Origin of the sequence: Cellulosimicrobium sp. AB352 (assembly GCF_049538415.1) — a bacterium.
Classification (GTDB): domain Bacteria; phylum Actinomycetota; class Actinomycetes; order Actinomycetales; family Cellulomonadaceae; genus Cellulosimicrobium; species Cellulosimicrobium funkei.
Genome location: NZ_JBMVFX010000005.1, coordinates 1 through 23,693 on the forward strand (window position 1 = coordinate 1; position 23,693 = coordinate 23,693).

At 76.3% G+C, this 23,693-nt stretch carries 21 protein-coding genes; 14 read left to right on the forward strand and 7 right to left on the reverse strand.

Features of this window, described 5'->3' with window-relative positions; all coding sequences use genetic code 11:
- Window positions 1-81 precede the first annotated feature (81 nt).
- From ACPCUX_RS04890 to ACPCUX_RS04905, 4 genes are all read right to left on the reverse strand, one after another.
- Window positions 82-1,053 (reverse strand): alpha/beta hydrolase, encoded by a 972-nt coding sequence (locus ACPCUX_RS04890; RefSeq protein ID WP_396052729.1) that lies wholly within the window; start codon window positions 1,051-1,053, stop codon window positions 82-84.
- Window positions 1,050-2,009: a zinc-binding dehydrogenase gene (locus ACPCUX_RS04895; RefSeq protein WP_423388263.1), complete on the reverse strand. Its 960-nt coding sequence runs from the start codon at window positions 2,007-2,009 to the stop codon at window positions 1,050-1,052. The genes ACPCUX_RS04890 and ACPCUX_RS04895 overlap by 4 nt, the downstream gene beginning before the upstream one ends.
- Window positions 2,010-2,095: 86 nt before the next feature.
- Window positions 2,096-3,346 (reverse strand): homoserine O-acetyltransferase MetX, encoded by a 1,251-nt coding sequence (gene metX / locus ACPCUX_RS04900; protein WP_423388264.1) that lies wholly within the window; start codon window positions 3,344-3,346, stop codon window positions 2,096-2,098.
- 88 nt (window positions 3,347-3,434) lie between these two features.
- Window positions 3,435-4,772, reverse strand: coding sequence for a bifunctional o-acetylhomoserine/o-acetylserine sulfhydrylase (locus ACPCUX_RS04905; protein ID WP_086150990.1), 1,338 nt, complete (start codon window positions 4,770-4,772; stop codon window positions 3,435-3,437).
- Between the two features lie 345 nt (window positions 4,773-5,117).
- On the opposite strand from ACPCUX_RS04905, the gene ACPCUX_RS04910 reads away from it, so the two are divergent.
- On the forward strand, window positions 5,118-6,515 hold the full coding sequence (locus ACPCUX_RS04910; protein ID WP_423388265.1) for an NlpC/P60 family protein: 1,398 nt from the start codon (window positions 5,118-5,120) through the stop codon (window positions 6,513-6,515).
- Between the two features lie 69 nt (window positions 6,516-6,584).
- On the opposite strand, the gene ACPCUX_RS04915 is transcribed toward ACPCUX_RS04910, so the two are convergent.
- Window positions 6,585-7,088, reverse strand: coding sequence for an inorganic diphosphatase (locus ACPCUX_RS04915; protein WP_034655165.1), 504 nt, complete (start codon window positions 7,086-7,088; stop codon window positions 6,585-6,587).
- 260 nt (window positions 7,089-7,348) lie between these two features.
- Here ACPCUX_RS04915 and dacB point away from each other — a divergent pair, with 260 nt between their 5' ends.
- Window positions 7,349-8,761: a D-alanyl-D-alanine carboxypeptidase/D-alanyl-D-alanine endopeptidase gene (dacB, locus tag ACPCUX_RS04920; RefSeq protein ID WP_423388266.1), complete on the forward strand. Its 1,413-nt coding sequence runs from the start codon at window positions 7,349-7,351 to the stop codon at window positions 8,759-8,761.
- A gap of 34 nt (window positions 8,762-8,795) precedes the next feature.
- On the opposite strand, the gene ACPCUX_RS04925 is transcribed toward dacB, so the two are convergent.
- Both ACPCUX_RS04925 and vapB read right to left on the reverse strand, forming a co-directional pair.
- Window positions 8,796-9,218 carry a type II toxin-antitoxin system VapC family toxin gene (locus ACPCUX_RS04925; RefSeq protein ID WP_396052720.1) on the reverse strand — a complete coding sequence of 141 codons (423 nt, stop codon included), beginning with the start codon at window positions 9,216-9,218 and terminating at the stop codon, window positions 8,796-8,798.
- A complete protein-coding gene (vapB, locus tag ACPCUX_RS04930) occupies window positions 9,215-9,448 on the reverse strand; it encodes a type II toxin-antitoxin system VapB family antitoxin (RefSeq protein WP_043659681.1) in 234 nt (77 codons plus the stop codon). The genes ACPCUX_RS04925 and vapB overlap by 4 nt, the downstream gene beginning before the upstream one ends.
- An 85-nt stretch (window positions 9,449-9,533) precedes the next feature.
- Between vapB and ACPCUX_RS04935 the strand changes: the two genes are divergently transcribed.
- The 12 genes from ACPCUX_RS04935 (at window position 9,534) to panC (ending at window position 23,646) form a co-directional block, all read left to right on the forward strand.
- Complete coding sequence (locus ACPCUX_RS04935) at window positions 9,534-10,661, forward strand: zinc-dependent metalloprotease (protein WP_232322706.1); 1,128 nt, start codon at window positions 9,534-9,536, stop codon at window positions 10,659-10,661.
- 3 nt (window positions 10,662-10,664) lie between these two features.
- Window positions 10,665-11,765 carry a tRNA lysidine(34) synthetase TilS gene (tilS, locus tag ACPCUX_RS04940; protein WP_391515932.1) on the forward strand — a complete coding sequence of 367 codons (1,101 nt, stop codon included), beginning with the start codon at window positions 10,665-10,667 and terminating at the stop codon, window positions 11,763-11,765.
- Between the two features lie 5 nt (window positions 11,766-11,770).
- On the forward strand, window positions 11,771-12,325 hold the full coding sequence (gene hpt, locus ACPCUX_RS04945; RefSeq protein ID WP_021479810.1) for a hypoxanthine phosphoribosyltransferase: 555 nt from the start codon (window positions 11,771-11,773) through the stop codon (window positions 12,323-12,325).
- Between the two features lie 178 nt (window positions 12,326-12,503).
- The gene (gene ftsH / locus ACPCUX_RS04950; protein WP_043659730.1) at window positions 12,504-14,606 is read left to right on the forward strand and encodes an ATP-dependent zinc metalloprotease FtsH; all 2,103 of its coding nucleotides are present in this window, start codon (window positions 12,504-12,506) and stop codon (window positions 14,604-14,606) included.
- Window positions 14,606-15,259 carry a GTP cyclohydrolase I FolE gene (gene folE, locus ACPCUX_RS04955; protein ID WP_051876749.1) on the forward strand — a complete coding sequence of 218 codons (654 nt, stop codon included), beginning with the start codon at window positions 14,606-14,608 and terminating at the stop codon, window positions 15,257-15,259. Before ftsH ends, folE begins: the two co-directional genes overlap by 1 nt.
- Window positions 15,260-15,323: 64 nt before the next feature.
- Window positions 15,324-16,211, forward strand: a complete 888-nt coding sequence (gene folP, locus ACPCUX_RS04960) for a dihydropteroate synthase (RefSeq protein WP_082774821.1) — start codon at window positions 15,324-15,326, stop codon at window positions 16,209-16,211.
- Window positions 16,212-16,332: 121 nt separating this feature from the next.
- Window positions 16,333-18,963: a 2-amino-4-hydroxy-6-hydroxymethyldihydropteridine diphosphokinase gene (gene folK, locus ACPCUX_RS04965; RefSeq protein WP_423388267.1), complete on the forward strand. Its 2,631-nt coding sequence runs from the start codon at window positions 16,333-16,335 to the stop codon at window positions 18,961-18,963.
- The gene (locus ACPCUX_RS04970) at window positions 18,963-19,481 is read left to right on the forward strand and encodes a DUF3180 domain-containing protein (RefSeq protein WP_021483259.1); all 519 of its coding nucleotides are present in this window, start codon (window positions 18,963-18,965) and stop codon (window positions 19,479-19,481) included. Before folK ends, ACPCUX_RS04970 begins: the two co-directional genes overlap by 1 nt.
- A gap of 67 nt (window positions 19,482-19,548) precedes the next feature.
- Window positions 19,549-20,067, forward strand: coding sequence for a PH domain-containing protein (locus ACPCUX_RS04975; protein WP_043660504.1), 519 nt, complete (start codon window positions 19,549-19,551; stop codon window positions 20,065-20,067).
- Complete coding sequence (locus tag ACPCUX_RS04980; protein ID WP_423388268.1) at window positions 20,064-21,602, forward strand: PH domain-containing protein; 1,539 nt, start codon at window positions 20,064-20,066, stop codon at window positions 21,600-21,602. The genes ACPCUX_RS04975 and ACPCUX_RS04980 overlap by 4 nt, the downstream gene beginning before the upstream one ends.
- Entirely contained in the window at window positions 21,599-22,651 is a 1,053-nt protein-coding gene (locus ACPCUX_RS04985; RefSeq protein WP_423388269.1) for a Rossmann-like and DUF2520 domain-containing protein, read from the forward strand. Before ACPCUX_RS04980 ends, ACPCUX_RS04985 begins: the two co-directional genes overlap by 4 nt.
- Window positions 22,648-23,646, forward strand: coding sequence for a pantoate--beta-alanine ligase (gene panC / locus ACPCUX_RS04990; RefSeq protein WP_396052707.1), 999 nt, complete (start codon window positions 22,648-22,650; stop codon window positions 23,644-23,646). The genes ACPCUX_RS04985 and panC overlap by 4 nt, the downstream gene beginning before the upstream one ends.
- The last annotated feature ends 47 nt before the right edge of the window (window positions 23,647-23,693 follow it).

Here is a 23,693-nt window from a genome sequence, read left to right on the forward strand (position 1 = left end):
ACGAACCGGTGCCGGTACGTCCGGGGGCGTCGTCGGCCCCACGGATGGCGGGACCGGGACGCGAGAGCGGCCGAGGAGCCCTCAGGACCAGCCGTACGCGGCCGACCAGCGGACGATCTCCGCGAAGAAGCGTGCCCGGGGTTCCGGCGCCGAGAGCGACAGGTCGTGCATGCCGCCGGGGATACGGACCAGGGTGACGACGCGCCCCAGGTGCGAGGCCCGGCGGGCGAGCGGCTCGACGTCGAGCACGATGTCGGCGGCGCGCATGTCCTCCGTCCATCGCGTGCTGAACAGCGACCTCTCGGCGAGGAGCACCAGCACGGGGCAGTCGATCGCCAGGCCGGCGGCGACGCGCGCGTGGCCCGAGATGATCGCGCGCAGCCATCCCGCGCGGACGGGGAACGACGGGACCGGACGCCACGCGTCGTCGATGGTCCACGTGCCGTCCTCCCGGTCCCGCAGCGTCCGGGCGTAGTAGCCGGGATCGACGTTGGGGAGCGGGGCACGGGGCTGGAAGCGGGCGAGCTGACGGATCGCGGGACCGGAGACGGTCCGCGCCACGGACGACCCCTGCAGCTCCAGCCACGGGCTGTTGAGCACCAGGCCGCGCACGACGCCGGGGTGCCGGTGCGCCCACAGCGCCGCGACGAGACCGCCGGTCGAGTGCCCCATGAGCATGATCGCGACGTGCGCCCCGAGGTCCTCCCGCACGACGTCAAGCGCGGCGGCGATGTCGGCGTCGTACTCCTCGAGGTGGTCCGCGTACCCGGGGGTCTGGTGCGGACGCAGGCTGCGACCGTACTTGCGCAGGTCGACGGCGTAGAACGCGGCGCCGAGGCCGTGCCAGGTCTGGGCGAGCTCGGTCTGGAAGAAGTAGTCGCTCCAGCCGTGCAGGTAGAGCACCGCGCGCGCGGGGCGCAGGGGCTCCTCCGTGGGCGGGACGTGCCGGACGACCGTGACGACGACGTCGCCCTCGTCGTCGGGCTCCAGCTCGACGGTGCGCTGCTCGAACTCCGCCCCGAGCACGTCGGGGGCCCAGGCCGGGGACGTCACGGCGTGAGCACCACCTTGCCGAAGTGGTCGCCGGCCGCGAGCCGCGCGAGGCCGTCGCGCGCGCGGGCGAGGGGGAGCACCTGGTCGACGACGGGGCGCACCTCGCTCCGTGCGAGGAACCGCAGGAGCGCGGCGAGGTCGTCGCGCGAGCCCATGGTCACGCCCTGCACGCGGATCTCGTGGAAGAACACGCGCGTGAGCTCGGCGGGCGACGCGTCGCCGCTCGTCGCGCCCGCCACGACGACGGTGCCGCCCGGCCGCACGGACCGCAGCGAGTGGTTCCACGTGGCCTGCCCGACCGTCTCGACGACGACGTCGACGGGCGCGGGCAGGCGGGCGCCGGGTTCGAACGTCGCCGCCGCCCCGAGGCGGGCCGCTCCGGCGCGCTTCGCCGCGGAGCGAGACGTCACCCAGGTCTCGAGCCCCGCGGCGGCGCCGAGGGCGACGGCCGCCGTCGCGACCCCGCCGCCCGCGCCCTGCACGAGGACACGGTCGCCGGGGGCGGCGCCACCGGCGGTGAACAGCATGCGATAGGCGGTGAGCCACGCCGTCGGGACGCACGCGGCCTCGACGAAGGTCAGCTCGGGCGGCTTGGGGACGAGGTTGTGGCTCGGGACGGCGACGCGCTCCGCGAGGGTGCCGGGGTACCGCTCGGACAGCAGGGATCGACGCTCGGTGGGCCCGACGCCGTGCCCGTCCGCGCCGACGACCGCGTGCACGACGACCTCGGAGCCGTCGGGGGCGACGCCCGCGGCGTCGGTCCCGAGGATCATGGGCAGGCGGTCGGCGGGCAGCCCGACGCCGCGCAGCGACCAGAGATCATGGTGGTTGAGCGACGCGGCGCGCACGTCGACCGTGGTCCAGTGCTCACGGGACGCGGGCTCGGGGCGGTCCCCGACGACGAGGCCGGCCAGGGGGTCGTCGGGGTCGGTGCGGTCGGCGTAGGCGGCGAGCATGGGACCAACCTACGGTCCGGCCCGTGCTCCGACCACGGGGCCCGCCCGGGAGGATCCCCCCAGGACCTGCCCCGACGGCGAGCGCGTCAGTCGCGCACGCGCGCCCGCTCGCCGAGGAAGTCGGCGACGATCGGTCCGAGCTGGTCGAACTCGATGAGGAAGCCGTCGTGCCCGAAGTCGCTCGTGAGCGTCCGCAGGGGCTCGGCGCCGGGGATGCCGGCGGCGATGCGCGCGCAGTCGGCGGGGAGGAACAGCCGGTCGGTGTCGACGGCGACGACGAGCGCGTGCGCGGTGATCTGCGCGAGCGCCGCCTCGACGCCGCCGCGGTCGCGCCCGAGGTCGTGCGTGAGCATCGACTCGGTGAGCACGACGTACGAGTTCGCGTCGAACCGCCGCGCGAGCTTGTCCCCGTGGTGGTCGAGGTAGGACTGCACGGCGTAGCGGCCGTCGGTGAACGGGTCCTCGCCGCCCTGCGGCAGCCGGCCGAAGCGGTCGTCGAGCTCGCGCGCGGACCGGTAGGTGGCGTGCGCGATCTGCCGCGCGATGCCGAGCCCGACGTGCGGGCCGTCGCCGTCCGCGGCGTCGTAGTAGTCGCCGCCGCGGAAGCCCGGGTCCGCGCGGACGGCGCCGAGCTGCGGGTGGGCCCAGGCGATCTGGTCGCCCGTGGTCTGGGCGGCGGTCGCGATCGCGGCGAGCGAGACGACGTCGACCCCCGCCTCGGGCCCGAGGAGCGCCCACTCCAGCACGCGGTGCCCGCCCATCGAGGCGCCGACGACGAACGCCCACGACGAGATGCCGAGCGTCCGGGCGAGCTCGATCTCGACCGCGACCTGGTCGCGCGTCGTGACGCGCGGGAACCGGCTGCCCCACGGGCGGCCGTCGGGCGCGGTCGACGCCGGTCCGGTGGTGCCCTGGCAGCCGCCGAGCACGTTGGGCGCGACGACGAACCAGCGGTCGGTGTCGATCGGGGCGCCGGGCCCGACGAGCGACTCCCACCAGCCCGCGGTGACGTGCCCCGGGCCGGCGGGGCCGCTCACGTGCGAGTCGCCGGTGAGGGCGTGCAGCACGAGGACGGCGTTCGACCCGTCGGGCGCGAGCGTGCCCCACGTCTCGTACGCGACCCGGACGTCGGGCAGGCGGGCGCCGGACTCGAGGTCGAACGTGCCGACGTCGGCGAAGCGTCGCCGGCCCGCCGGGTCGCCCTCGCGCCACGCCCCGGTCGCCGGGACCGGGGCCTTCACCCGCGCGCGCGACGGCGCCACGCCGTGCGTCGACGAGTCGCCCGGCCGCGCGCCGGAGCGGGCGTCGGGGGCGGGGGAGAGGAGCTCGTCGTTCACCGGAGTCACCGTCGGCCACTGTACGGCCGGGGCGCCCAGGGCGCCCCGGCTGTCCAGATCCGTCATCGTCGCGCCCGTCGTCGGCCGGTCAGGAGCCCAGCGCCGACTTGGCGGCGGTGAACCCGAGCTCGAGGTCGGCGAGGATGTCGTCGACGTGCTCGATGCCGACCGCGAGGCGGACCAGGCCCGGCGTCACGCCGGACTTCGCCTGCTCCTCGGGGCTGAGCTGGGCGTGCGTCGTCGACGCCGGGTGGATGACGAGCGACCGGACGTCGCCGATGTTCGCCACGTTCGAGTGGAGCTGCAGCGCGGAGACGAACGCCTGCCCGGCGTCGCTGCCGCCGTCGAGCTCGAACGCAAGGACCGCGCCCGCGCCGCGCGGCAGGTACTTCTGCGCGTTCGCGTGCCACGGGCTCGAGGGCAGGCCCGCGTAGTGGACGGTCCGGACGTCGTCGCGCGCCTCGAGCCACTCGGCGACCTTCTGCGCGTTGGCGACGTGGCGCTCGACGCGCAGCGACAGCGTCTCGATGCCCTGCGCGATGAGGAACGCGTTGAAGGGCGAGATCGCCGAGCCCAGGTCGCGCAGGAGCTGGACGCGCGCCTTGAGCACGTACGCGAGGTTGGCACCGAGGATGCCGCCCACGCCGAGGTCGCGCGCGTAGACGAGACCGTTGTACGAGGGGTCGGGCGTGTTGTAGTTCGGGAACCGCTCCGGGTGCGCCGCGTAGTCGAACGTGCCGCCGTCGACGATCACGCCGCCGATCGCGGAGCCGTGGCCGCCGAGGTACTTCGTCGCGGAGTGCACGACGACGTCCGCCCCGTGCTCGAGCGGGCGCAGCAGGTAGGGCGTGGCGACCGTGTTGTCGACGATCAGCGGGACACCGACCTCGTGCGCGACCGCCGCGACGGCCTCGATGTCGAGGACGTCGGCCTGCGGGTTCGGGATCGTCTCGCCGAAGAACAGCTTGGTGTTCGGGCGCACGGCGTCGCGCCAGGCCTGCGGGTCGTGCGGGTCGGCGACGAACGTCGTCTCGACCCCGAGCTTGGCGAGCGAGTACTGCAGGAGGTTGTAGGTGCCGCCGTACAGGCTCGGGGAGGCGACGACGTGGTCGCCCGCCTCGGCGACGTTGAGGATCGCGAACGTCGTCGCGGCCTGCCCGGACGCGAGGAGCAGCGCGCCGACGCCGCCCTCGAGCGAGGCGATGCGGTTCTCCACGACCTCCTGCGTCGGGTTGCCGATGCGCGTGTAGATCGGGCCGAGGTCCTTGAGCGCGAACCGGTCGGCCGCGACTGAGGCGTCCGGGAAGACGAACGACGTGGTCTGGTAGATCGGGAGCGCGCGGGCGCCGGTCGTCGGGTCGGCGGTCTGGCCGGCGTGGACCTGGCGCGTCTCGAAGGACCAGGCGGGGGCGGTGTCGGTGCTCATGGTTGCTCTCCTGCGGGTGGGGTGGGACGGCGGCGTGCGGGTGCACCGGGGCGGGTGCGGCGGGGACGGGGTCGTCGACCGCGGCGAGAGGCGCACGCGGGACGGGATGCCGCGGCGAGGGCGTCGTCGACGACGGCTCGCGGGCAGGCGAACGTGCGCTCGGGTCAGCGACACATTCGACGGGACATGAGGCTGAGGCTAGGCGCGTCGTCGGCGACCCGGTAGGCCCTTCTCACCATTCGAGACCACATTCTGAGAAGGCCCCGGCTGCTCGGATCGCGCGGAGCGGACGTTCCGGGCAGACTCGTGCGAGTGCTGTCAACGAGACACGCCGAGGAGGGGTTGATGAACCGCGTGACCCGGAGCGCGCCGCGCCGTCGCGTCGCCGCGGCGGGGGCCGCCGGAGCGCTCGTGCTCGCGCTCGGCGTGGGCCTCGCGCCGACCGCGTCGTCCGCGCCGTCGGACGACGACGTGCGCGCCGCGCGCGAGGCCGCCGACGGCGCGTCACGGGACGTCGCGACGGTCGAGCGCGAGCTCGCGGCGCTGCGCGACCGGCACGCGTCCGCGGTCGCGGCCGTCGAGACGGCGGCGGAGGAGTACGCCGCGGCGCAGGGCGAGCTCGAGGCCGCCGACGCCGAGGTGCGCGACGCCCAGGCGGCGCTCGCGACGGCCCGGTCGGGCGAGTCCGACGCGCGGGCCTCCGTCGGTGCCCTCTTCCGCGCGTCACGCCAGGGCTCGACGGAGCTCGACGCCCTGCGGACGGTCCTGGACGCGGACGGCGTCGAGCAGGTCGTCGCGCGCGAGAACGCCGAGCGCGTCGCGGGCCGCACCGCCGGACGTGCGGTCGAGACGCACGCGACGGCGCGCGCCGTCGCCGGCACGGCCCGCGCGCGGGCCGACGCGGCGCTCGCGCACCAGGCCGAGGTCGAGGACCGCGCGCGCGACGCGCTCGCCGCCGCCCAGGTCTCCTCCGGGGCGCTCGACGAGGCCGTGCAGGAGTCGGCGGCACGCCGGGAGACGCTGCTCGCCGAGCTCGCGCAGGCCCGGACCACGAGCGTCGACGTCGAGCGGGAGCGCCAGGACGCGCTCGACGCGCAGGCCGCGAGCGCGCGCGAGAGCGCGGCCCGGGAGCGGGTCGCACCGCCCGCTGCGGGGACGCCGGCGGCGGCGCCGTCCGCCCCGGCCGCGCCGTCCGCCCCGGCCGCGCCGTCCGCCCCGGCCGCGCCGAACCCGGCTCCGGCTCCTGCCCCCGCACCGGCTCCCGCTCCCGCTCCCGCCCCGGCTCCGGCCCCAGCGCCTGCCCCGGCTCCGGCGCCTCAGCCCACTCCTGCCCCGCCGCCCGTCGTCACGCCGCCGCCCGGCACGGGCGTGGGGAACGGCGCCCAGGGCCAGGCCGCCGTCGCGTGGGCGCGCACGAAGATCGGCGCGCCGTACGTGTTCGGCGGCACCGGGCCGGGCTACGACTGCTCGGGCCTCACGTCCCGCGCGTGGGCCGCCGCGGGCGTCGACATCACCCGGACGTCGCGCTCGCAGTACCAGCGCGTGCAGAAGATCTCCTACGACCGCCTCCGCCCGGGCGACCTCATCTTCTACGCCAACGACACGTCGAACCCGTCGACCATCCGCCACGTCGCGATGTACACCGGCGGCGGGATGATGATCGAGGCGCGGCAGCCCGGCAGCCCCGTGCACGAGGTCGCGATGCGCTGGGCCGACGCGATGCCGTACGCGGGCCGACCGTAGCCCGACGCACGACGGCGGCCGCCCACCTCGTGAGGTGGGCGGCCGCCGTCGTACGGGGGGACGAGCCGGTCAGTGGCCCGGCGTGTGGTACCCGGAGTCGATGGCGCGCTGCAGGGAGCGCTCGATCTCGGCCTCGGCGTCGGCGCGGCCGACCCAGTGGGCGCCCTCGACGGACTTGCCGGGCTCGAGGTCCTTGTAGACCTCGAAGAAGTGCTGGATCTCCAGGCGGTGGAAGTCGGACACGTCGTCGATGTCCTGGCGCCACGCGGCACGCTGGTCGCCCGTCGGGACGCACAGCACCTTGTCGTCGCCGCCGGCCTCGTCGCGCATGCGGAACATGCCGAGCGCGCGGCAGCGGATCAGGCAGCCCGGGAACGTGGGCTCCTCGAGCAGCACGAGGGCGTCCAGCGGGTCGCCGTCCTCGCCGAGCGTCCCCTCGATGAACCCGTAGTCGTCGGGGTAGCGGGTCGAGGTGAAGAGCATGCGGTCGAGGCGGATGCGACCGGTCGCGTGGTCCACCTCGTACTTGTTGCGCTGCCCCTTGGGGATCTCGATCGTGACGTCGAACTCCACTGCTTCCTCCAGTCGTACCGGCACCGCGGCGCTCGGGCGGTGGCTGGTGTCGGATGATCGACGGACGACGCCGTCGTGCGGGAACTAGTGTGACACGGGACGTCCGCCCACAAGAGTCCGTACGGCCCTGGGCGGGCGACGCCGTGAGTGATAATGCGCACGTGCCCGCCGCCCCGGGGGTGGGTCGGACGACCGGCGACCGGTCGGGACGGGCGGGCGGACGACGCGCCCCGGTGACCGGGGCGGACCGAGGGAGAGGTATGGGCTGGGCGACGCGCACGGGCGTGGCCGTCGGCGTGGTGCTCGCGCTCGCGGGCGGGTACGCCGTGGCGGACGCGTACGACGTCGTCCCCGGCGTGCTGACGCTCGAGCCGCCCGTCCCGGAGCCGCCGCCGTTCCCGCAGGCGCCGGGCGCGGCCGCCGCGCCGCCGCTCGAGGTGGAGCTGCCGGCGCTCGACGACGCGGCGCCCGTCCCCGCGACCGGCGCGGTGCAGACGCTCGTGGACGGGCTCGTCGCGGACACGCGGCTCGGCCCGCGCGTGGGCGTCCTCGTGACCGACGCGGTGACGGGCGAGGTGCTGGGCGCTGCCGGCGAGAGCGTGGGGCACGTCCCGGCGTCGACCCTCAAGACGTTCACCGCCGCGGCGGCGCTCACCTCGCCGGGAGCGCACACCACGCTGCCCACCCGAGCCGTCCTCGAGGGGCAGGAGACGGTGTACCTCGTGGGCGGGGGCGACATGATGCTCGCGGCCGGTGCCGGGGACCCGACGGCGGTCAACGGCCGGGCCGGGCTCGGCGACCTGGCCGCGCAGGTCGCGGGCGAGCTGCGGCTGACGGGACGCACGACGATCTCGCTGCGCCTCGACGACACGCTGTTCACCGGGCCCGCGGTCGCCCCGACCGTCGACCCGGCCAGCGTGCGCAACGGCTACGTCGCGCCCGTCGCGGCGCTCGCGGTGAACATCGCGCGCCTCACCGACGAGGAGTACGCGCCGCGCGCCGAGGACCCGGCCCTCGCCGCAGCCGAGGCGTTCGTGGCCGCGCTCGCGCAGGAGGGCGTCACCGTCTCCGGGGACGTCGTGCGAGCCCCGGCGCCGAGCGAGGGGCGCACGGTGGGCGAGGTGGAGTCCGCCCCGCTCGGCGACGTCGTCGCGTACCTGCTCCAGCACTCGGACAACACGATCACCGAGGTCGTCGGCCGGGTCGTCGCGCTCGACGCGGGCCTGCCCGGCTCGGGTGCCGGCGCGACCCAGGCCGTGCGGGCGGCGGTCGAGGGCCTCGGCGTCGACCTCGCGGGCGCGACGCTCGCGGACCTGTCCGGGCTCGGCGACGGCTCCGTCGTCACGCCCGCACAGCTCGACGAGGTCGTGGGCCTCCTGGCCGACCCTGCGCACCCGCGGCTGCGGCCCGGCGCGGTGGGCCTGCCCGTCGCGGGGCTGTCCGGGACGCTCGACGAGCGCTACCTCGCCAACGCGGGCCGCGGCGTCGTGCGCGCGAAGACCGGCAGCCTGCCGAACGTCACGTCGCTCGCCGGGACGGTCGTCACCGCGGACGACCGCCTCCTCGTGTTCTCCCTCATGGCCGACGCCGTCCCGGACGGCGGCACCTACGGCGCGCGCCTGATCCTCGACGACTTCGTCGCGTCGCTCGCGGAGTGCGGCTGCAGCGCCTGACGGGCCGCGCCACGTCTGGGGGAGGGCTCCCGGTTCAGGGGCCGTGCGTCGCGTCCGCCAGCCAGTCCTCGACCTCCAGGCCGGGCACGCGGGAGAACTCGCGGACGTCGTTCGTCACCAGCACGAGCCCGAGCGACCGGGCGTGCCCGGCGAGGAGCGCGTCGTACGGGTCGACAGGGGTGCCGCGGGCCGCGAGGACGGCGCGGACCCTGCCGGCGTGCATCGCCGCCAGGCTGTCGAAGGGCAGCACGTCGACGAGCGACAGCAGCTCGTCGACCGCCTGACGGTTGCGGGCCGGGTCCTGCGAGCGCTCCACGCCGTACTCCAGCTCCATCTCGCTCACGGTCGAGACCGCGACGCGCCCCTCTGCCTCGCGCAGCCTCGGCCGCGCGGCCGCGCCGTGCCCGCGGAGGAGGGCGACGAGCACGTTCGTGTCCAGCAGGTAGAGGGTGCTCACAGGGCCTCGCGCTCGTCCGCGGTGCCCTGGTCGCGCTCGGCGAGGAACCCGGGACCGGCGCGTAGGCCGTGCTCGAACCACTCGTCCCACCCGAAGCCGGCCGGGGTGATGACCCGTGACCGGCCGACGGCCCGGACGTCCACCTCCCGGACGTCGTCGGGCAGCGCGACCGCCTTGGGCAGCCGGACCGCCTGCGTCCGGTTGCTGCGGAACACCGTCGTGCGCACCATGCCGACCTCCCGTCGTATATCCCGAGAGTATATCCTCCGGGCGTGCTCGAACCCGTCGGCCGGGCGAGCGGGTTACCGTGGGCCGGTGACTCTCGTCGAGCAGGACGGCCGACCCCACGGCCCGTCGCGCGGCGACCGGTCGGTCGTCGACTGGTCCGCCGCCGCGCAGATCGCCGGGCGCCTCGCGCGCCCGGGGCCCCAGGCGTCGCGCGCCGAGCTGGCCGACCTCGTCGAGGGGCTGCGCACCGCGGCGGGCGAGGCCGTCCCGCACGTGCTCGACGTGACCCGCATGACGCCCGTCGCGGGGACCCCGGAGACGCTGGGCACGGTGCACGTCGTGGACCGGCCCCGCTGGGCGCGCGCCAACACAGAGATCATGGCGTCGCTCACCACGGGCGTCACCGAGGCGCTCGTGGGGGAGAGCGGGCGCGTGCCACAGGCGACCGCCCTCGTCGGCGCCGCGCAGGTCGGGTCGGTCCTTGCGGTCCTCTCGAGCCGCGTCCTCGGCCAGTTCGACCCGTACAGCGGGCAGGCCGCCGCGGGGGCGGGCCCCGGCCGGCTCGTGCTCGTCGCGCCCAACGTGCTCCAGGTGGAGCGCGCGCTCGACCTGCGGCCCGCCGACTTCCGCCTCTGGGTGTGCCTGCACGAGCAGACGCACGCCCTCCAGTTCGCGGCGGCGCCGTGGCTCGCGGACCACCTGCGCACGCGCGCGGGCGACCTCCTCACCGAGCTCTCCGCGTCGTCGCGACGCCTCGCCGAGGCCCGCCTGCGCGACAAGCTCGTCGCCGTGGGGCGCGCCGTCCTGCACGCGGTGCGCGGCGAGGGCACGACCCTCCTCGACGGCCTCCTCACGCCCGAGGAGCAGGACCGGCTCGCCGACGTCACGGCCGTCATGGCGCTCCTGGAAGGCCACGCGGACGTCGCCATGGACGCCGTCGGGCCCCGCACCGTGCGCACCGTGCGCAGCATCCGGCGCAAGTTCGACGCGCGGCGCGACGGCGAGGGCAGCTCCGGCCTCGACGTCGTGCTGCGGCGCCTGCTCGGCATGGACGCCAAGATCGCCCAGTACCGCGACGGGGCGGCGTTCGTCCGCGCGGTCGAGAAGGACGTCGGGCGCGACGGCTTCAACGCCGTCTGGGCGTCCCCGGAGAACCTGCCCACGGCCCGCGAGATCGCCGACGCGCGCGCCTGGGTGCGCCGCGTGCACGGCTGAGCCGTGGGCGGGCCGGCGCCGGTCGTCGCCGCCGCGCGCCACGCCGTGCGCGGCGCGCTCGCGGACCTTCCCGCAGGGGCGACGGTGCTCGTCGCCTGCTCCGGCGGCGCCGACTCGACGGCACTCGCGGCCGCCACGGCGTTCGTGGCGCCGCGCCTCGGGCTGCGGGCGGGCGCCGTCGTCGTGGACCACGGGCTCCAGGACGGCAGCGCCGCCGTCGCGGCGGCCGCCGCCGAGCGGTGCCGCGACCTGGGGCTCGACCCGGTGGAGGTGCGCCGCGTCGTCGTCCCGACGGCGGGCGACGGCCCGGAGGCCCACGCCCGGACGGCCCGGTACGCCGCGCTCGACGACGCCGCGGCGGCCCACGGCGCCGGCGCGGTGCTCCTGGGCCACACGCTCGACGACCAGGCCGAGACGGTGCTGCTCGGCCTCGCCCGCGGGGCGGGGGCGCGCTCGCTCGCCGGCATGGCGCCGCGGCGCGGGGCGTACCGGCGCCCGTTCCTCGCCCTGCGGCGCACGCAGACCGAGGCGGTGTGCCGCACGCTCGGGCTCGACTGGTGGGACGACCCCACGAACACGGGCCCGCCGCTGCGCTCGCAGGTCCGCGGACGGGTCGTGCCGGCGCTCGTCGAGGTCCTCGGCCCGGGCGCGGTGCCGGCGCTCGCGCGCAGCGCCGACCTCCTGCGGGACGACGCCGACCTCCTCGACGCGCTCGCGGCCGACCTCCTCGCCGCGGCGCTCGTCCCACCCGGCGCGGACCCCGCCTCCGGCGCGGACCCCGGCCCCGGCGCGGCCCCCGGCCGCGGCGGGGGAGCGTCGCCCCGCGCGACGGTCGTGCTCGACGTCGGCCCGCTCGCCGCCGCGCACCCGGCGCTGCGGCGTCGGGCGCTGCGGTCCGCGGCGCTGCGCGTGGGGTGCCCGGGGAGCGACCTGTTCGCCGTCCACGTCGACGCGCTCGACGCGCTCGTCACCGCGTGGCGCGGCCAAGGCCCGGTGCACCTCCCGGGCGACCGCAGGGCGTCGCGCGCGTGTGGCAGGCTTTCCCTGGGCCCGGGACCAACGCGCCGGGCCGGCACCTCCCCCCTCCCCCCAGCTCAGGAGTGACCCCCGTGGAAGCATCGGACGTCGCAGGCGACCTCGAGAACATCCTGCTCACCGAGGACCAGCTCGGTGCGCGGCTCGACGAGATCGCCGCGCAGATCGACCGTGACTACGCGGGCAAGGACCTCCTGCTCGTCGGCGTGCTCAAGGGCGCCGTCATGGTCATGGCGGACCTGGCGCGCCGCCTGCACAGCCACGTCGAGATGGACTGGATGGCCGTGTCGTCGTACGGCTCGGGCACCAAGTCGTCGGGCGTCGTGCGCATCCTCAAGGACCTCGACGCCGACCTCACCGGCCGCAACGTGCTCATCGTCGAGGACATCATCGACTCGGGCCTCACGCTCTCGTGGCTGCTGTCGAACCTCCGCTCGCGCGGGCCGGCGTCGGTCGAGATCGCGGCGATGCTCCGCAAGCCCGACGCGGCGAAGACCGAGGTCGACGTGCGCTACGTCGGCTTCGACATCCCCAACGAGTTCGTCGTCGGCTACGGCCTCGACTACGCGGAGAAGTACCGCAACCTGCCGTTCGTCGGGACGCTCGCGCCGCACGTCTACTCGAGCTGAGCCGGGCGGCGGCGGGCCACGAGCCCGCCCGGACCGCCCAGGGAGCTGCTCAGGAAGTACGGACCACGCCCTGGGCGAACAGAGGGAAGATCCCCAGCAGGCGCCAAGGTCCAGAGTGTAGTTTCGAGCCCGAACACTTGCGCGAGCGGAGGGATCCGGGGCGCACGCCCCGTCGCCGATGAACATCAAGAAGATTCTCAGTGGGCCGATCGTCTGGATCGTCCTGGGCCTCGTGATCCTGTGGATCGCGTTCGCGACGTTGTCGCGCCCCACGGTCCAGCGCATCGACACGTCCGCGGGCCTCGAGCTGCTCTCGGGCGACACGGTCGAGCAGGCGCTCATCGTGGACGGCGACCAGCGCGTGCGTCTCACGCTGTCCGAGGACTACGTGGCCGACGAGGGCACGGACACCGAGGAGAACAAGGGCAAGAACGTCGAGTTCTACTACGTCCAGCCGCAGGGCGAGGCGGTCGTCGACGCCGTCGTCGCCGCGGAGCCGAAGGACGGGTACAACTCCGAGGTCGCGCAACCCTCGTTCTGGTCCTCGCTGCTCGGGCTGCTCATCCCGTTCCTCATCATCGGCGTGCTGTTCTGGTTCCTGCTGTCGCGCATGCAGGGCGGCGGCTCGCGCGTCATGGGCTTCGGCAAGTCGCGCGCCAAGCTCGTCTCGAAGGACACCCCGCAGGTGACGTTCGCGGACGTCGCGGGCGCCGACGAGGCGGTCGAGGAGCTCCACGAGATCAAGGAGTTCCTCTCCGACTCCGAGAAGTTCCAGGCCGTCGGCGCCAAGATCCCCAAGGGCGTCCTGCTCTACGGCCCTCCCGGCACGGGCAAGACGCTGCTCGCCCGCGCCGTCGCCGGCGAGGCGGGCGTGCCGTTCTACTCGATCTCCGGCTCGGACTTCGTCGAGATGTTCGTCGGCGTGGGCGCGAGCCGCGTCCGCGACCTGTTCAACCAGGCCAAGGAGAACTCGCCCGCGATCATCTTCGTCGACGAGATCGACGCCGTCGGCCGCCACCGCGGCGCCGGCATGGGCGGCGGCCACGACGAGCGCGAGCAGACGCTCAACCAGCTCCTCGTGGAGATGGACGGCTTCGACGTCAAGACGAACGTCATCCTCATCGCCGCGACCAACCGCCCCGACATCCTCGACCCGGCGCTCCTGCGCCCGGGCCGCTTCGACCGCCAGATCGCGGTCGAGGCGCCCGACCTCAAGGGTCGCGAGGCGATCCTGCGGGTGCACGCGGCGGGCAAGCCGATCGTCCCGGAGATCGACCTGGCGGCCGTCGCGCGTCGCACGCCCGGCTTCACCGGTGCCGACCTCGCGAACGTGCTCAACGAGGCGGCGCTCCTCACCGCCCGCAGCGGGGCGCAGCTCATCGACGACCGGGCGCTCGACGAGGCGATCGACCGCGTGATCGCCGGTCCGCAGAAGCGCACGCGCGTCATGAACGTCAAGGAGCAGAAGATCACCGCGTACCACGAGGGCGGCCACGCCCTCGTCGCGGCGGCCATGCGCTACACGGACCCCGTCACGAAGGTGACGATCCTGCCGCGCGGCCGGGCGCTCGGGTACACGATGGTCATGCCGACCGAGGACAAGTACTCCACGACGCGCAACGAGCTGCTCGACCAGCTCGCGTACGCGATGGGCGGTCGCGTCGCCGAGGAGCTCGTCTTCCACGACCCCACGACGGGCGCCTCGAACGACATCGAGAAGGCGACCGCGATCGCGCGCAAGATGGTCACCGAGTACGGCATGAGCGAGCGCGTCGGCGCGATCAAGCTCGGCTCCGGCTCGGGCGAGCCGTTCCTCGGCCGCGACATGGGCCACCAGCGCGACTACTCGGAGTCGGTCGCGGGCACGGTGGACCACGAGGTCCGCAAGCTCGTCGAGGCCGCGCACGACGAGGCGTGGGAGGTGCTCACGCAGTACCGCGACGTGCTCGACGCCCTCGTGCTCGAGCTCCTCGAGAAGGAGACGCTGAACCAGGCCGAGCTCGCGCGCGTGTTCTCCCCGGTCGAGAAGCGCGCCCCGCGCGACGTCTGGCTCTCGAGCGAGCAGCGGGCCGTCTCCCAGCGCGGGCCCGTGCTCACCGACGCCGAGAAGGCGGCGCAGAACGGCGCGCCCGTGATCCCGCAGGACGAGGCCGCGGCCGCGAACGACGAGCTCCCCCCGGAGCGGATCGGCGAGGTGCCCGCGGACAGCCCGCTCGACCGCGCGCTCGGCCGCGACACCACCACGGACGTCACGGACGTGCGCGAGCCGGGGCAGGACTGATGGGCACCCCCACGGGCGCCTCGGCGGGCACGGGCGCGATCACCCCGGCCCGGTCGGCGGAGGGCCTGCGCGCCCCCGCGGACGTCCCGCCGTACGACCAGGACCGCGCGGAGGCCGCCGTCCGCGAGCTGCTGCTCGCCGTCGGCGAGGACCCGGACCGCGAGGGGCTGCGCGAGACGCCGGCCCGCGTGGCGCGCGCGTACCGCGAGATCTTCGCGGGCCTGCGCCAGGAGGCCGCGGACGTCCTGACGACGACCTTCGACCTCGGCCACGAGGAGATGGTGCTCGTCAAGGACATCGAGGTGTACTCGACGTGCGAGCACCACCTCGTGCCCTTCCACGGCGTCGCGCACGTGGGGTACATCCCCAACGTGGACGGCCGCATCACGGGCCTGTCGAAGCTCGCGCGCCTCGTCGAGGTGTACGCGCGCCGCCCGCAGGTGCAGGAGCGGCTCACGTCCCAGGTCGCGGACGCGCTCGTGGAGCACCTCAAGCCCCGCGGTGCGATCGTCGTCGTCGAGTGCGAGCACCTGTGCATGTCGATGCGCGGCGTGCGCAAGCCCGGCGCGCGCACCGTCACGTCGGCGGTGCGGGGCCAGATGCGCGACGGCGCGACGCGGGCCGAGGCGATGAGCCTCATCCTGGGGCGCTAGGCCCGTGGACCGGTTCGTGGTCGCGGGGCTCGAGGAGCTCGCGGACGTCGGACGCACGCTCGTCATGGGCGTCGTCAACGTCACGCCCGACTCGTTCTCCGACGGCGGCGAGTGGTTCGAGCCGGACGCCGCGATCGCCCACGGGCGCGAGCTGCTGGGCGAGGGCGCGGACATCCTCGACGTCGGCGGGGAGTCGACCCGCCCCGGGGCGGGCCGGGTTCCCGTCGAGGCGGAGCTCGCGCGCGTGCTCCCCGTGATCTCCGCGCTCGCGGCCGAGGGGGCGGTCGTCAGCGTCGACACGACGCGCGCGGTCGTCGCGGAGCGCGCGGTCGCGGCGGGCGCCCGGCTCGTCAACGACGTCTCCGGCGGTCTCGCCGACCCGGCGATGGCCGACGTCGTCGCGCGCACGGGCGTCGCCTACGTCTGCATGCACTGGCGCGGGCACGCTGACGTCATGGACGACCTCGAGGACTACGACGACGTCGTCACGGACGTGCGCGACGAGCTGGCCGCGCGCGTGGACGTGCTCCTCGCGGCGGGCGTGCGGCGCGAGCAGGTCGTGCTCGACCCGGGTCTCGGTTTCTCGAAGGCCGGGTCGTCGAACTGGCCGCTGCTCGCGCGCCTGCGCGAGCTCGAGGCGCTGGGCCTGCCCGTCCTCGTGGGCGCGTCCCGCAAGCGGTTCCTCGGGCACCTCCTCGCGCGCTCCGACGGGCGGCCCGTCCCGCCGCTCCTGCGCGACGACGCGACCGCCGCGGTCACGACCCTCGCCGCGGCGTCGGGCGCGTGGTGCGTGCGGGTCCACGCGGTCCGGGCGTCCGCCGACGCCGTGCGGGTCGCCGCCGCCTGGGGCCGGGCCCGCGACGAGGTCGTGGGTCCCGGGGACGGCGCCGCGGCGGAGCCGACGGATCGACCGAGGGCCGGGAGCGACTCGACGGCGCGGCCCACGACCTAGCAGGATGGGCGAGGGGCCCCGCGGCGCGGGGCGGCCCGGCGCAGCACGACACACGCAACGAGACACGGTGACGACGACCCGCCCCCGTGGGCGACGACGCAGCACCGGACGGGAGCACGACGTGACCACAGCGTTCGCAGGAGCGGTCCTCGACGCGGACGGACGGCCGTTCGACCGGATCCGCCTCACGGGCCTGAGCGCGACGGGCCACCACGGCGTCTTCGAGCACGAGAAGGCGCAGGGCCAGCTCTTCCGGGCCGACGTCGTGCTCCACCTGGACACGCGCGCCGCGGCGAGCGGGGACGACCTCTCCCGGACGGTCAGCTACGCGGGTGTCGCCGAGGACGTCGTCGCCGTCCTCGCCGGGTCGCCCGCCGACCTCGTCGAGACCGTCGCCGAGCGCATCGCCGCGACGATCCTCACGCACGACGACGTCGTGGCCGTCGACGTCGCGGTGCACAAGCCGCAGGCGCCGATCACGGTCCCGTTCGAGGACGTCGAGGTCGTCATCCGACGCGACCGCGTGGTCGTCCCCGTGGTCGCACCGCTGTCGCGCCGTGCGGAGCAGTCGCGCGACGCGCAGCCCGTCGGGCCGATCCCGGTCGGGTCGGTGGCCCCCGCGCTCATCCACGGCGTCGGCGACGTGCCCGCGCCCGACGACCGGACCCCGCTCGCCCCCGCGCCCGAGGTCATGCCACCCAGCATCCTCCCGGGCTCGGCCGGTGCCCCGGTCGAGGACGCGCGCACCGCGGCCGAGACCGGAGCGGTGGCCGCCGGGTCACCCGAGGACGCGCTCGACGCGACCCGCGAGGCTCCCGCCGTCCGGGACGACGCCGTCCCCGGCGACGACCGCTCCGAGCAGCAGACCCCCGCGGAGGCACCGCACGGCGAGGCCCCGTACGGGGAGGCGCCGTACGCGGAGCCCGCGCACGACGACCGCGGCGAGCCCGCGCACGACGACGCGGCACCGCACCCGCAGCAGGCGGCGTCGTGCGACGAGCTCGTCGCCGGGTCGGTCCCCGCGGCCGGCCCCGCCGAGCACGTGCTGCACCACGACGCGCCGCCGGTCGCGCCCGGCGCGCCGTCGGGCGAGCAGCAGACCGTCCCCGGCGACGCCGCGCCCGTCGAGCACGCCGCCCCCGAGGCCGAGCCGCTGCCGTACGGCGCCGCGGCCGAGCCCGCCCCGGCGCACGACGAGGCCCACGGCGGGGCGCACGACGCCGCGGAGGTGGCCGCGCCCGTCGAGCACGACCGGATGGACGACGTGCCCGCCGGGTTCGTCGAGGTCGTGCTCGCGCTGGGCGCGAACCTCGGCGACGCCCAGCAGACGCTGCGCGACGCGATCACGGACCTCGACCGGATCTCCGGTCTCGAGATCACGGAGGTCTCGCCGCTGGCCCGGACGGAGGCCGTGGGTGGCCCCGACCAGCCGGACTACCTCAACACCGTCCTCCTCGCGCGCACGCGCCTGTCGGCGCGCGACCTGCTGCACGCGTGCCAGGCGGTCGAGCAGGCGCACGGCCGGGTGCGCGACGAGCGCTGGGGCCCCCGCACGCTCGACGTCGACCTCATCGTCTACGGCACGCTGACGGCCGTCGCCGACGACCTGGAGCTGCCGCACCCCCGCGCGCACGAGCGGGCGTTCGTGCTCGAGCCGTGGTCGCAGATCGACCCGGACGCGGTGCTCCCGGGCCTCGGGGGCGGCCCCGTCGCGGCCCTCGCGGCGACCGCGCCCGACCGCGGGGGCATCCGGTGGCTCGCGCTCGACTGGCTGACGGACCCTGCTCCCGACCCGACGGGCGCCGTGCCCGTCACCACGGGCAGCACGGACGCCGCGCCGCCGCCCGCGCCCGTCGACGTGCCCGACCCCTACCAGCAGGCGCACACCGGTCCCGTCGCCGCCCCGTACGACGGTCCCGCGACGCCCGGCGGCGGCGTGCCCGCCCCCGACGGCGCGCCGGCACCGCAGCACCCGGCACCGCAGCAGTCGGCACCGCAGCAGCCCGTGCCGCCGCACGAGCCGCACCCGGCGCCGCAGCAGCCGCTCGCGCAGGAGCCCCTCGCGCAGCAGCCCGCGGCTCCGCAGCAGCCCGTCCCGCAGCAGCCGCCGCACGTCCAGCAGGCGGAGCCGCCGCAGCCGCCCGCACCGGAGCCCGCGCCCCCGGCCGCCCCGCCGCAGCCCGCGGTCGTGCCGCAGCCGGCCGGTCTCCCGCAGACCGTGACGCCGAGCGAGGCGCTCCCGGCACGGCCGGTCTTCGCGCCCGTCTCCGAGGGCGTCGCGCCCGAGGGGGCGGCCCCGCCGATCGTCCCCGACGGCTCGTTCGACCCGCGCGAGGACGCGGGCGTCCCCGTCGCCCCGTTCCCCGGGCCGTCGAACCGGCCGCCGTCGCACCCCGTGCCGTCGTCGCCCGACGCCGGGCACGCCCCGGACGCCGGGCCCGCCCCGGCTCAGGACGCGGCGCGCTTCCCCGAGCACGGCGCACCCGCGCACCCGGTCTTCCCGCCGGTCCACGCGCCCGAGCCCGTGCCGACGGCGCCGCAGCAGCCGGTCGCGCAGCCCGCGCACCCGCAGCCGCCCGCGGACGCCGCGTCGTCCGGTGACGACATCATCCGGTCGGTGCCGTTCCCGCCGGTCTCGGGCGGCGGACCGGCGTCCGCCCCCGGCCCGCTCGCGGACGCGGGGCTCCCGGCGAACGACCCGTGGCCGCCGTTCGGGCCGGTGTCCGGCGACGGTCGCGACGACGAGCGCTGATGCGGCGCACCTCTGTTCGCACCCTGCTGCTCGTGGCGGTCGCGACCGCCGTCGGCGGGTGGTTCGTCGTGCGCCTGCTCCAGAGCCGCGGCACGCTCCTGCCGGCGGTGCCGTGGATCGTGGACGTCACCGTCCTCGCGCTCGCGGCAGCCGTCTTCTGGGCGGGCTGGACCGTGCGCGCGTACCAGCAGGGCAAGCGTCCGTCGCTCGACGCGATCCGGGCGGCGCGCACGTTCGTCCTCGCGAAGGCGGCCGCGCTGACGGGCGCACTCCTGACGGGCTGGTACGGCGCGCAGGTGCTCGCCGCCCTGCCCGACCTCTCGATCGACGCGTTCCGCGACCGGGCCCTCGCGGCCGGGGTGGCCGCCGCGTGCGCGGTGGTGCTGGCCGTCGTCGGGCTCGTTGCCGAGCGGTTCTGCCAGCTCCCGCCCGACGACCGCGGCGAGGGCCGGGAGGGCCGCGAGGGCTCGGTGACGCGCGAGGACCCGGAGACTCCGGGCGCGGGCACGCCCGCCTGAGACGCGCCCTCCGCCCCGGCCTGTGCACGACCCGGTCCGCACCGGGACGGGATGGGAGAATCGACGCATGACCGACCCTGCACGGGACCAGGACCCCCGCGGCACCGGCCCCTTCGACCCGCCCGGCATCGAGTGGACGCGCGTGTCGCCGCGGCTCGTCACGGCGCGCCTGCTGTCCGTGGGCATCACGCTCGCGGTCCCGGCCGTCGCCGTGGTCGTGCTCGCGATCCTCTTCCCGCACTGGTGGCAGTGGCTCGTGCTCGGCGTGCTCGCGCTCCTGGGCCTGTGGGCGGCCGTCCTCGTGCCGCGCCAGGTCCGCGCGATCGGCTACGCGGAGCGTGACGACGACCTCCTGATCCGCCACGGCATCATGTTCCGCACGCTCGTCGTCGTGCCCTACGGCCGCATGCAGTACGTCGACGTCCAGGCCGGGCCGCTCGCGCGCAAGCTCGGCATCGCCCAGGTCCAGCTCCACACGGCGTCCGCGTCGACCGACGCGACGATCGACGGTCTCGAGCCCGCCGAGGCGGAGCGCCTGCGCGACCGGCTCGCGTCGCGCGGCGAGGCGAGGCTGGCGGGCCTGTGAACGACGCACCGGCCACCGACGACCTCGTGTGGCACCGGGTGCACCCGGTCACCCCGCTCGTGCGGGGCTGGACGGTCATCGCGGTGCTCCTGGTCGTCGTCGGCCAGCAGACGCTCAACGGGCTGCCCGAGGGGGAGAACCTCCTCGAGGGCGACCGCTGGTGGATGATTCTCCTCGGCATCCTCGTGGTGGGGCTCGTGGGGCTCGGGTACTCGGCGGTCGCGTGGCGCATGACGAGCTACGCGGTCGACGACGAGTCGGTGCACCTGCGCACGGGCGTGCTGTTCCGGCAGCAGCGCAAGGCGCGCCTCGACCGGCTCCAGGCGGTCGACGTCGTGCAGCCGCTCCTGGCCCGGTTCTTCGGGCTCGCGGAGCTCAAGCTCGAGGTCGCCGGGGGAGCGGACTCGGGCGTGAAGCTCGGCTTCCTCAAGGAGGCGGAGGCGAACCGGCTGCGCAACGACCTCCTCGCGCGTGCCGCGGGCCTGCGCGTCGCGCGCGAGCGCCCGGCCGCCGCGACGGCGCCCGGCGTCGCCGGTGCGCCCGCGGTCCCGGGTGCTCCCGGCGCCGTCGGGGCGCCGGCCGGGGACGTCCAGGCGCCCGGGGCGGACGCGCCGGCGTTCGTCGCCGAGGCGCCCGAGCAGCCCGTGACCGCCGTCGGGCCGGGTCGGCTCGTCGCCTCGCTCCTGCGGTCGGGCGCGACGGTCGGCCTCGTCCTCGGTGTGCTCGGCATCGCGGGCGTCGTCGTCGGCACGCGCGAGATCGGGATCCTGTTCAGCGCGCTGCCCGCCGTGCTCGGCTTCGGCGGGTTCCTGTTCTCCCGGTTCACGGGGGAGTTCGGCTTCCGGTCCGCCATCTCGCCCGACGGCATCCGCCTGCGCCACGGGCTGCTGGAGACCCGCTCGCAGACGATCCCGCCCGGTCGCGTCCAGGCCGTGCGGCTGCGGCAGGGCCCGTTCTGGCGCGGCCCCGACTGGTGGCGCGTCGACGTCAACGTCGCGGGCTACGGCGTCAGCACCGACGGGACGGACAGCACGAGCGTGCTCCTGCCCGTCGGCACGCGCGACGAGGCGCTCGCGGCCCTGTGGCTCGTGCTGCCGGACCTCGGCACGCCCGACCCCCGCGGCCTGCTCGACGAGGGCCTGTCCGGGCTCGACGCCGGGCAGCACTTCGTCGCGTCCCCGCGCCGTGCGCGCCTCCTGGACCTCGTCGCGTGGCGGCGGAACGGCTTCAGCGTCACCGACCGCGCCCTCCTGCTGCGCGGCGGGCGCGTGTTCCGCACCCTCGTCGTCGTGCCCCACGAGCGCACCCAGTCGCTCGGGCTCGAGCAGGGCCCGCTGCAGCGCCGGCTCGACGTCGCGTCGTTCACCGTGCACTCGACGCCCGGTCCGGTCTCGCCCCAGGTGCGGCACCTCGACGCGGGCGACGCCGCGCGCCTCCTCGACACCCAGGCCGAGCGCGCCCGCGAGGCCCGCGCGCACGCGGGGCCGGAGCTCTGGATGCGCCGCGACGACGTCCCGCTCGAGGAGAACGCGTGAGCGCCGCGGACGGCGGTCGCCGCCCCGGGCGGCTCGGGGTCGGCGTCGTCGGGGCCGGCCGCGTCGGGGCGGTCCTCGGCAGCGCCCTGCGTGCCGTCGGCCACGCGGTCGTGGGCGCGAGCGGCGTGTCCGACGCGTCGCGCGACCGCATCGAGACCCTCCTCGCGGGGGTGCCCGTCCTCGAGGTCCCGCAGGTCGTGGAGCGCGCCGAGCTCGTGCTCCTCGCCGTGCCCGACGACGCGCTCCCGGCCCTGGTCCGCGGCCTCGCCGAGACGGGGGCGTGGCAGCCCGGCCAGATCGTCGTGCACACCTCGGGCCGCTACGGCACGGCCGTCCTCGACCCGGCGCGCGCCGCCGGTGCCATCCCGCTCGCGCTGCACCCCGCCATGACGTTCACCGGCACGTCGCTCGACCTCGCGCGGCTCGAGGGCACGACGTTCGCCGTCACCGCGCCCGGCCCGGTCCTGCCGATCGGGCAGGCGCTCGTCGTCGAGCTCGGCGGGGAGCCCGTCGTCGTCGCGGAGGAGTCGCGCGGGCTCTACCACGCGGCCCTCGCGCACGGCGCGAACCACCTCGTCGTGCTCGTGGCGCAGGCCGCGCAGGCGCTCGAGGCCGCGGGCGTCGACCAGCCCGGGCGCGCGCTCGCGCCGCTCCTCGCGGCCGCCCTCGACGGTGCGACGCGGGGCGCCGACGCGGGCGCCGAGTCGGGGACGGGCGCGGGCGCCGGCGCGCTCCTCGGGCTCACCGGGCCGGTGGCGCGGGGCGACGTCGGCACCGTCCGCGAGCACCTCGCCGCACTGGACGCCCTCGCCGCGACGAGCGACGCGGGGGACGTGCCGCCGTCGTACCGGGCGCTGAGCCGCGCGGCGACGCACCGCGCGCTCGCGGGCGGTCGCCTGGGCGAGCAGGCGGCCCGCGAGCTCCTCGACGCGCTCGACGCCGCCCCGCTCGACGCGCGGGACCCGCACGACCCGCAGGACCGGTACGACCCGCAGGACCCGCACGACCCGCACGACCCGCAGGACCCGCACGACGAAGGACGAGCATGACGAGCACCCCCCGCCCGGACGCCGGAGCGGTCGCACCCGAGCCCCCGGCCGTCGTGACGACGCGCGCCGCGCTGCGCACCGCGCTCGACGCGTGGCGCGCCGAGCACCCGCACGGGCGCCGCGTCGTCGTCATGACCATGGGCGCGCTGCACGCCGGGCACCTCGAGCTCGTGCGCCGGGCGCGCGCGGAGGCGGGCCCCGACGGCCAGGTCGTCGTGACCGACTTCGTCAACCCGCTGCAGTTCGGCCCCGGCGAGGACTACGAGCGCTACCCGCGCGACGTCGCGGCCGACGTGGCGCTGCTCGCCGCGGCAGGCCCGGACACTGCCGCGGACGTCGTCTTCGCACCGCCCGTCGACGAGCTCTACCCCGACCTGGGCTCGGCCGACGGTCCGATCGTCCGGGTGACGTCGGGGCGCATCGGGACGGTGCTGGAGGGAGCGTCGCGGCCCGGGCACTTCGACGGGGTGCTCACGGTCGTGCTCAAGCTGCTCCACCTCGTGCGGCCGGACGTCGCCGTGTTCGGGGCGAAGGACGCGCAGCAGCTGCTCGCGGTGCGCCGCATGGTCGCCGACCTCGACCTCGACGTGGAGGTCGTGGCCGTCGAGACCGTGCGCGAGGCGGACGGCCTCGCGCGGTCGTCGCGCAACGCGTACCTGTCCCCGGCCGAGCACGAGCACGCGCTCGCGCTGAGCCGCGCGCTGCGCGCCGGGCGGGATGCCGCGGCCGCGGGGGAGGGCGCGCCGTCCGTGCTCGCCGCGGCGCGGGGAATCCTGGAGGCCACCGACGGCGTTGATGTCGATTACGTGGTGCTCGTCGATCCCGCTACCGTGGAGGACCTGGCGCCCGGCGCCGTCGGCCCCGGGCTCCTCCTGGTCGCGGCACGCGTGGGCACCACGCGTCTCATCGACAACACGGCCGTCGAGATCGTGCCGCCCGCGACCCGGGCGGCGGACCCCGCGGGCCGTGCCCCCGCACCTGGAGGAACCGCGTGACCGCGCAGACCCCGCCGAGCCCGCCGCGACGTCCGGCGTCGCTGCAG

Bases quoted from the DNA above. Each gene is read 5' to 3' on its own strand.
- panC (WP_396052707.1), top strand. From the start codon at position 22,648: ATGACGAGCACCCCCCGCCCGGACGCCGGAGCGGTCGCACCCGAGCCC.
- vapB (WP_043659681.1), bottom strand. From the start codon at position 9,448: ATGGTGCGCACGACGGTGTTCCGCAGCAACCGGACGCAGGCGGTCCGG.
- ACPCUX_RS04905 (WP_086150990.1), bottom strand. From the start codon at position 4,772: ATGAGCACCGACACCGCCCCCGCCTGGTCCTTCGAGACGCGCCAGGTC.
- ACPCUX_RS04970 (WP_021483259.1), top strand. From the start codon at position 18,963: ATGCGGCGCACCTCTGTTCGCACCCTGCTGCTCGTGGCGGTCGCGACC.
- ACPCUX_RS04895 (WP_423388263.1), bottom strand. From the start codon at position 2,009: ATGCTCGCCGCCTACGCCGACCGCACCGACCCCGACGACCCCCTGGCC.
- ACPCUX_RS04910 (WP_423388265.1), top strand. From the start codon at position 5,118: ATGAACCGCGTGACCCGGAGCGCGCCGCGCCGTCGCGTCGCCGCGGCG.
- folE (WP_051876749.1), top strand. From the start codon at position 14,606: ATGGGCACCCCCACGGGCGCCTCGGCGGGCACGGGCGCGATCACCCCG.
- ACPCUX_RS04975 (WP_043660504.1), top strand. From the start codon at position 19,549: ATGACCGACCCTGCACGGGACCAGGACCCCCGCGGCACCGGCCCCTTC.
- dacB (WP_423388266.1), top strand. From the start codon at position 7,349: ATGGGCTGGGCGACGCGCACGGGCGTGGCCGTCGGCGTGGTGCTCGCG.
- folP (WP_082774821.1), top strand. From the start codon at position 15,324: ATGGGCGTCGTCAACGTCACGCCCGACTCGTTCTCCGACGGCGGCGAG.
- ftsH (WP_043659730.1), top strand. From the start codon at position 12,504: ATGAACATCAAGAAGATTCTCAGTGGGCCGATCGTCTGGATCGTCCTG.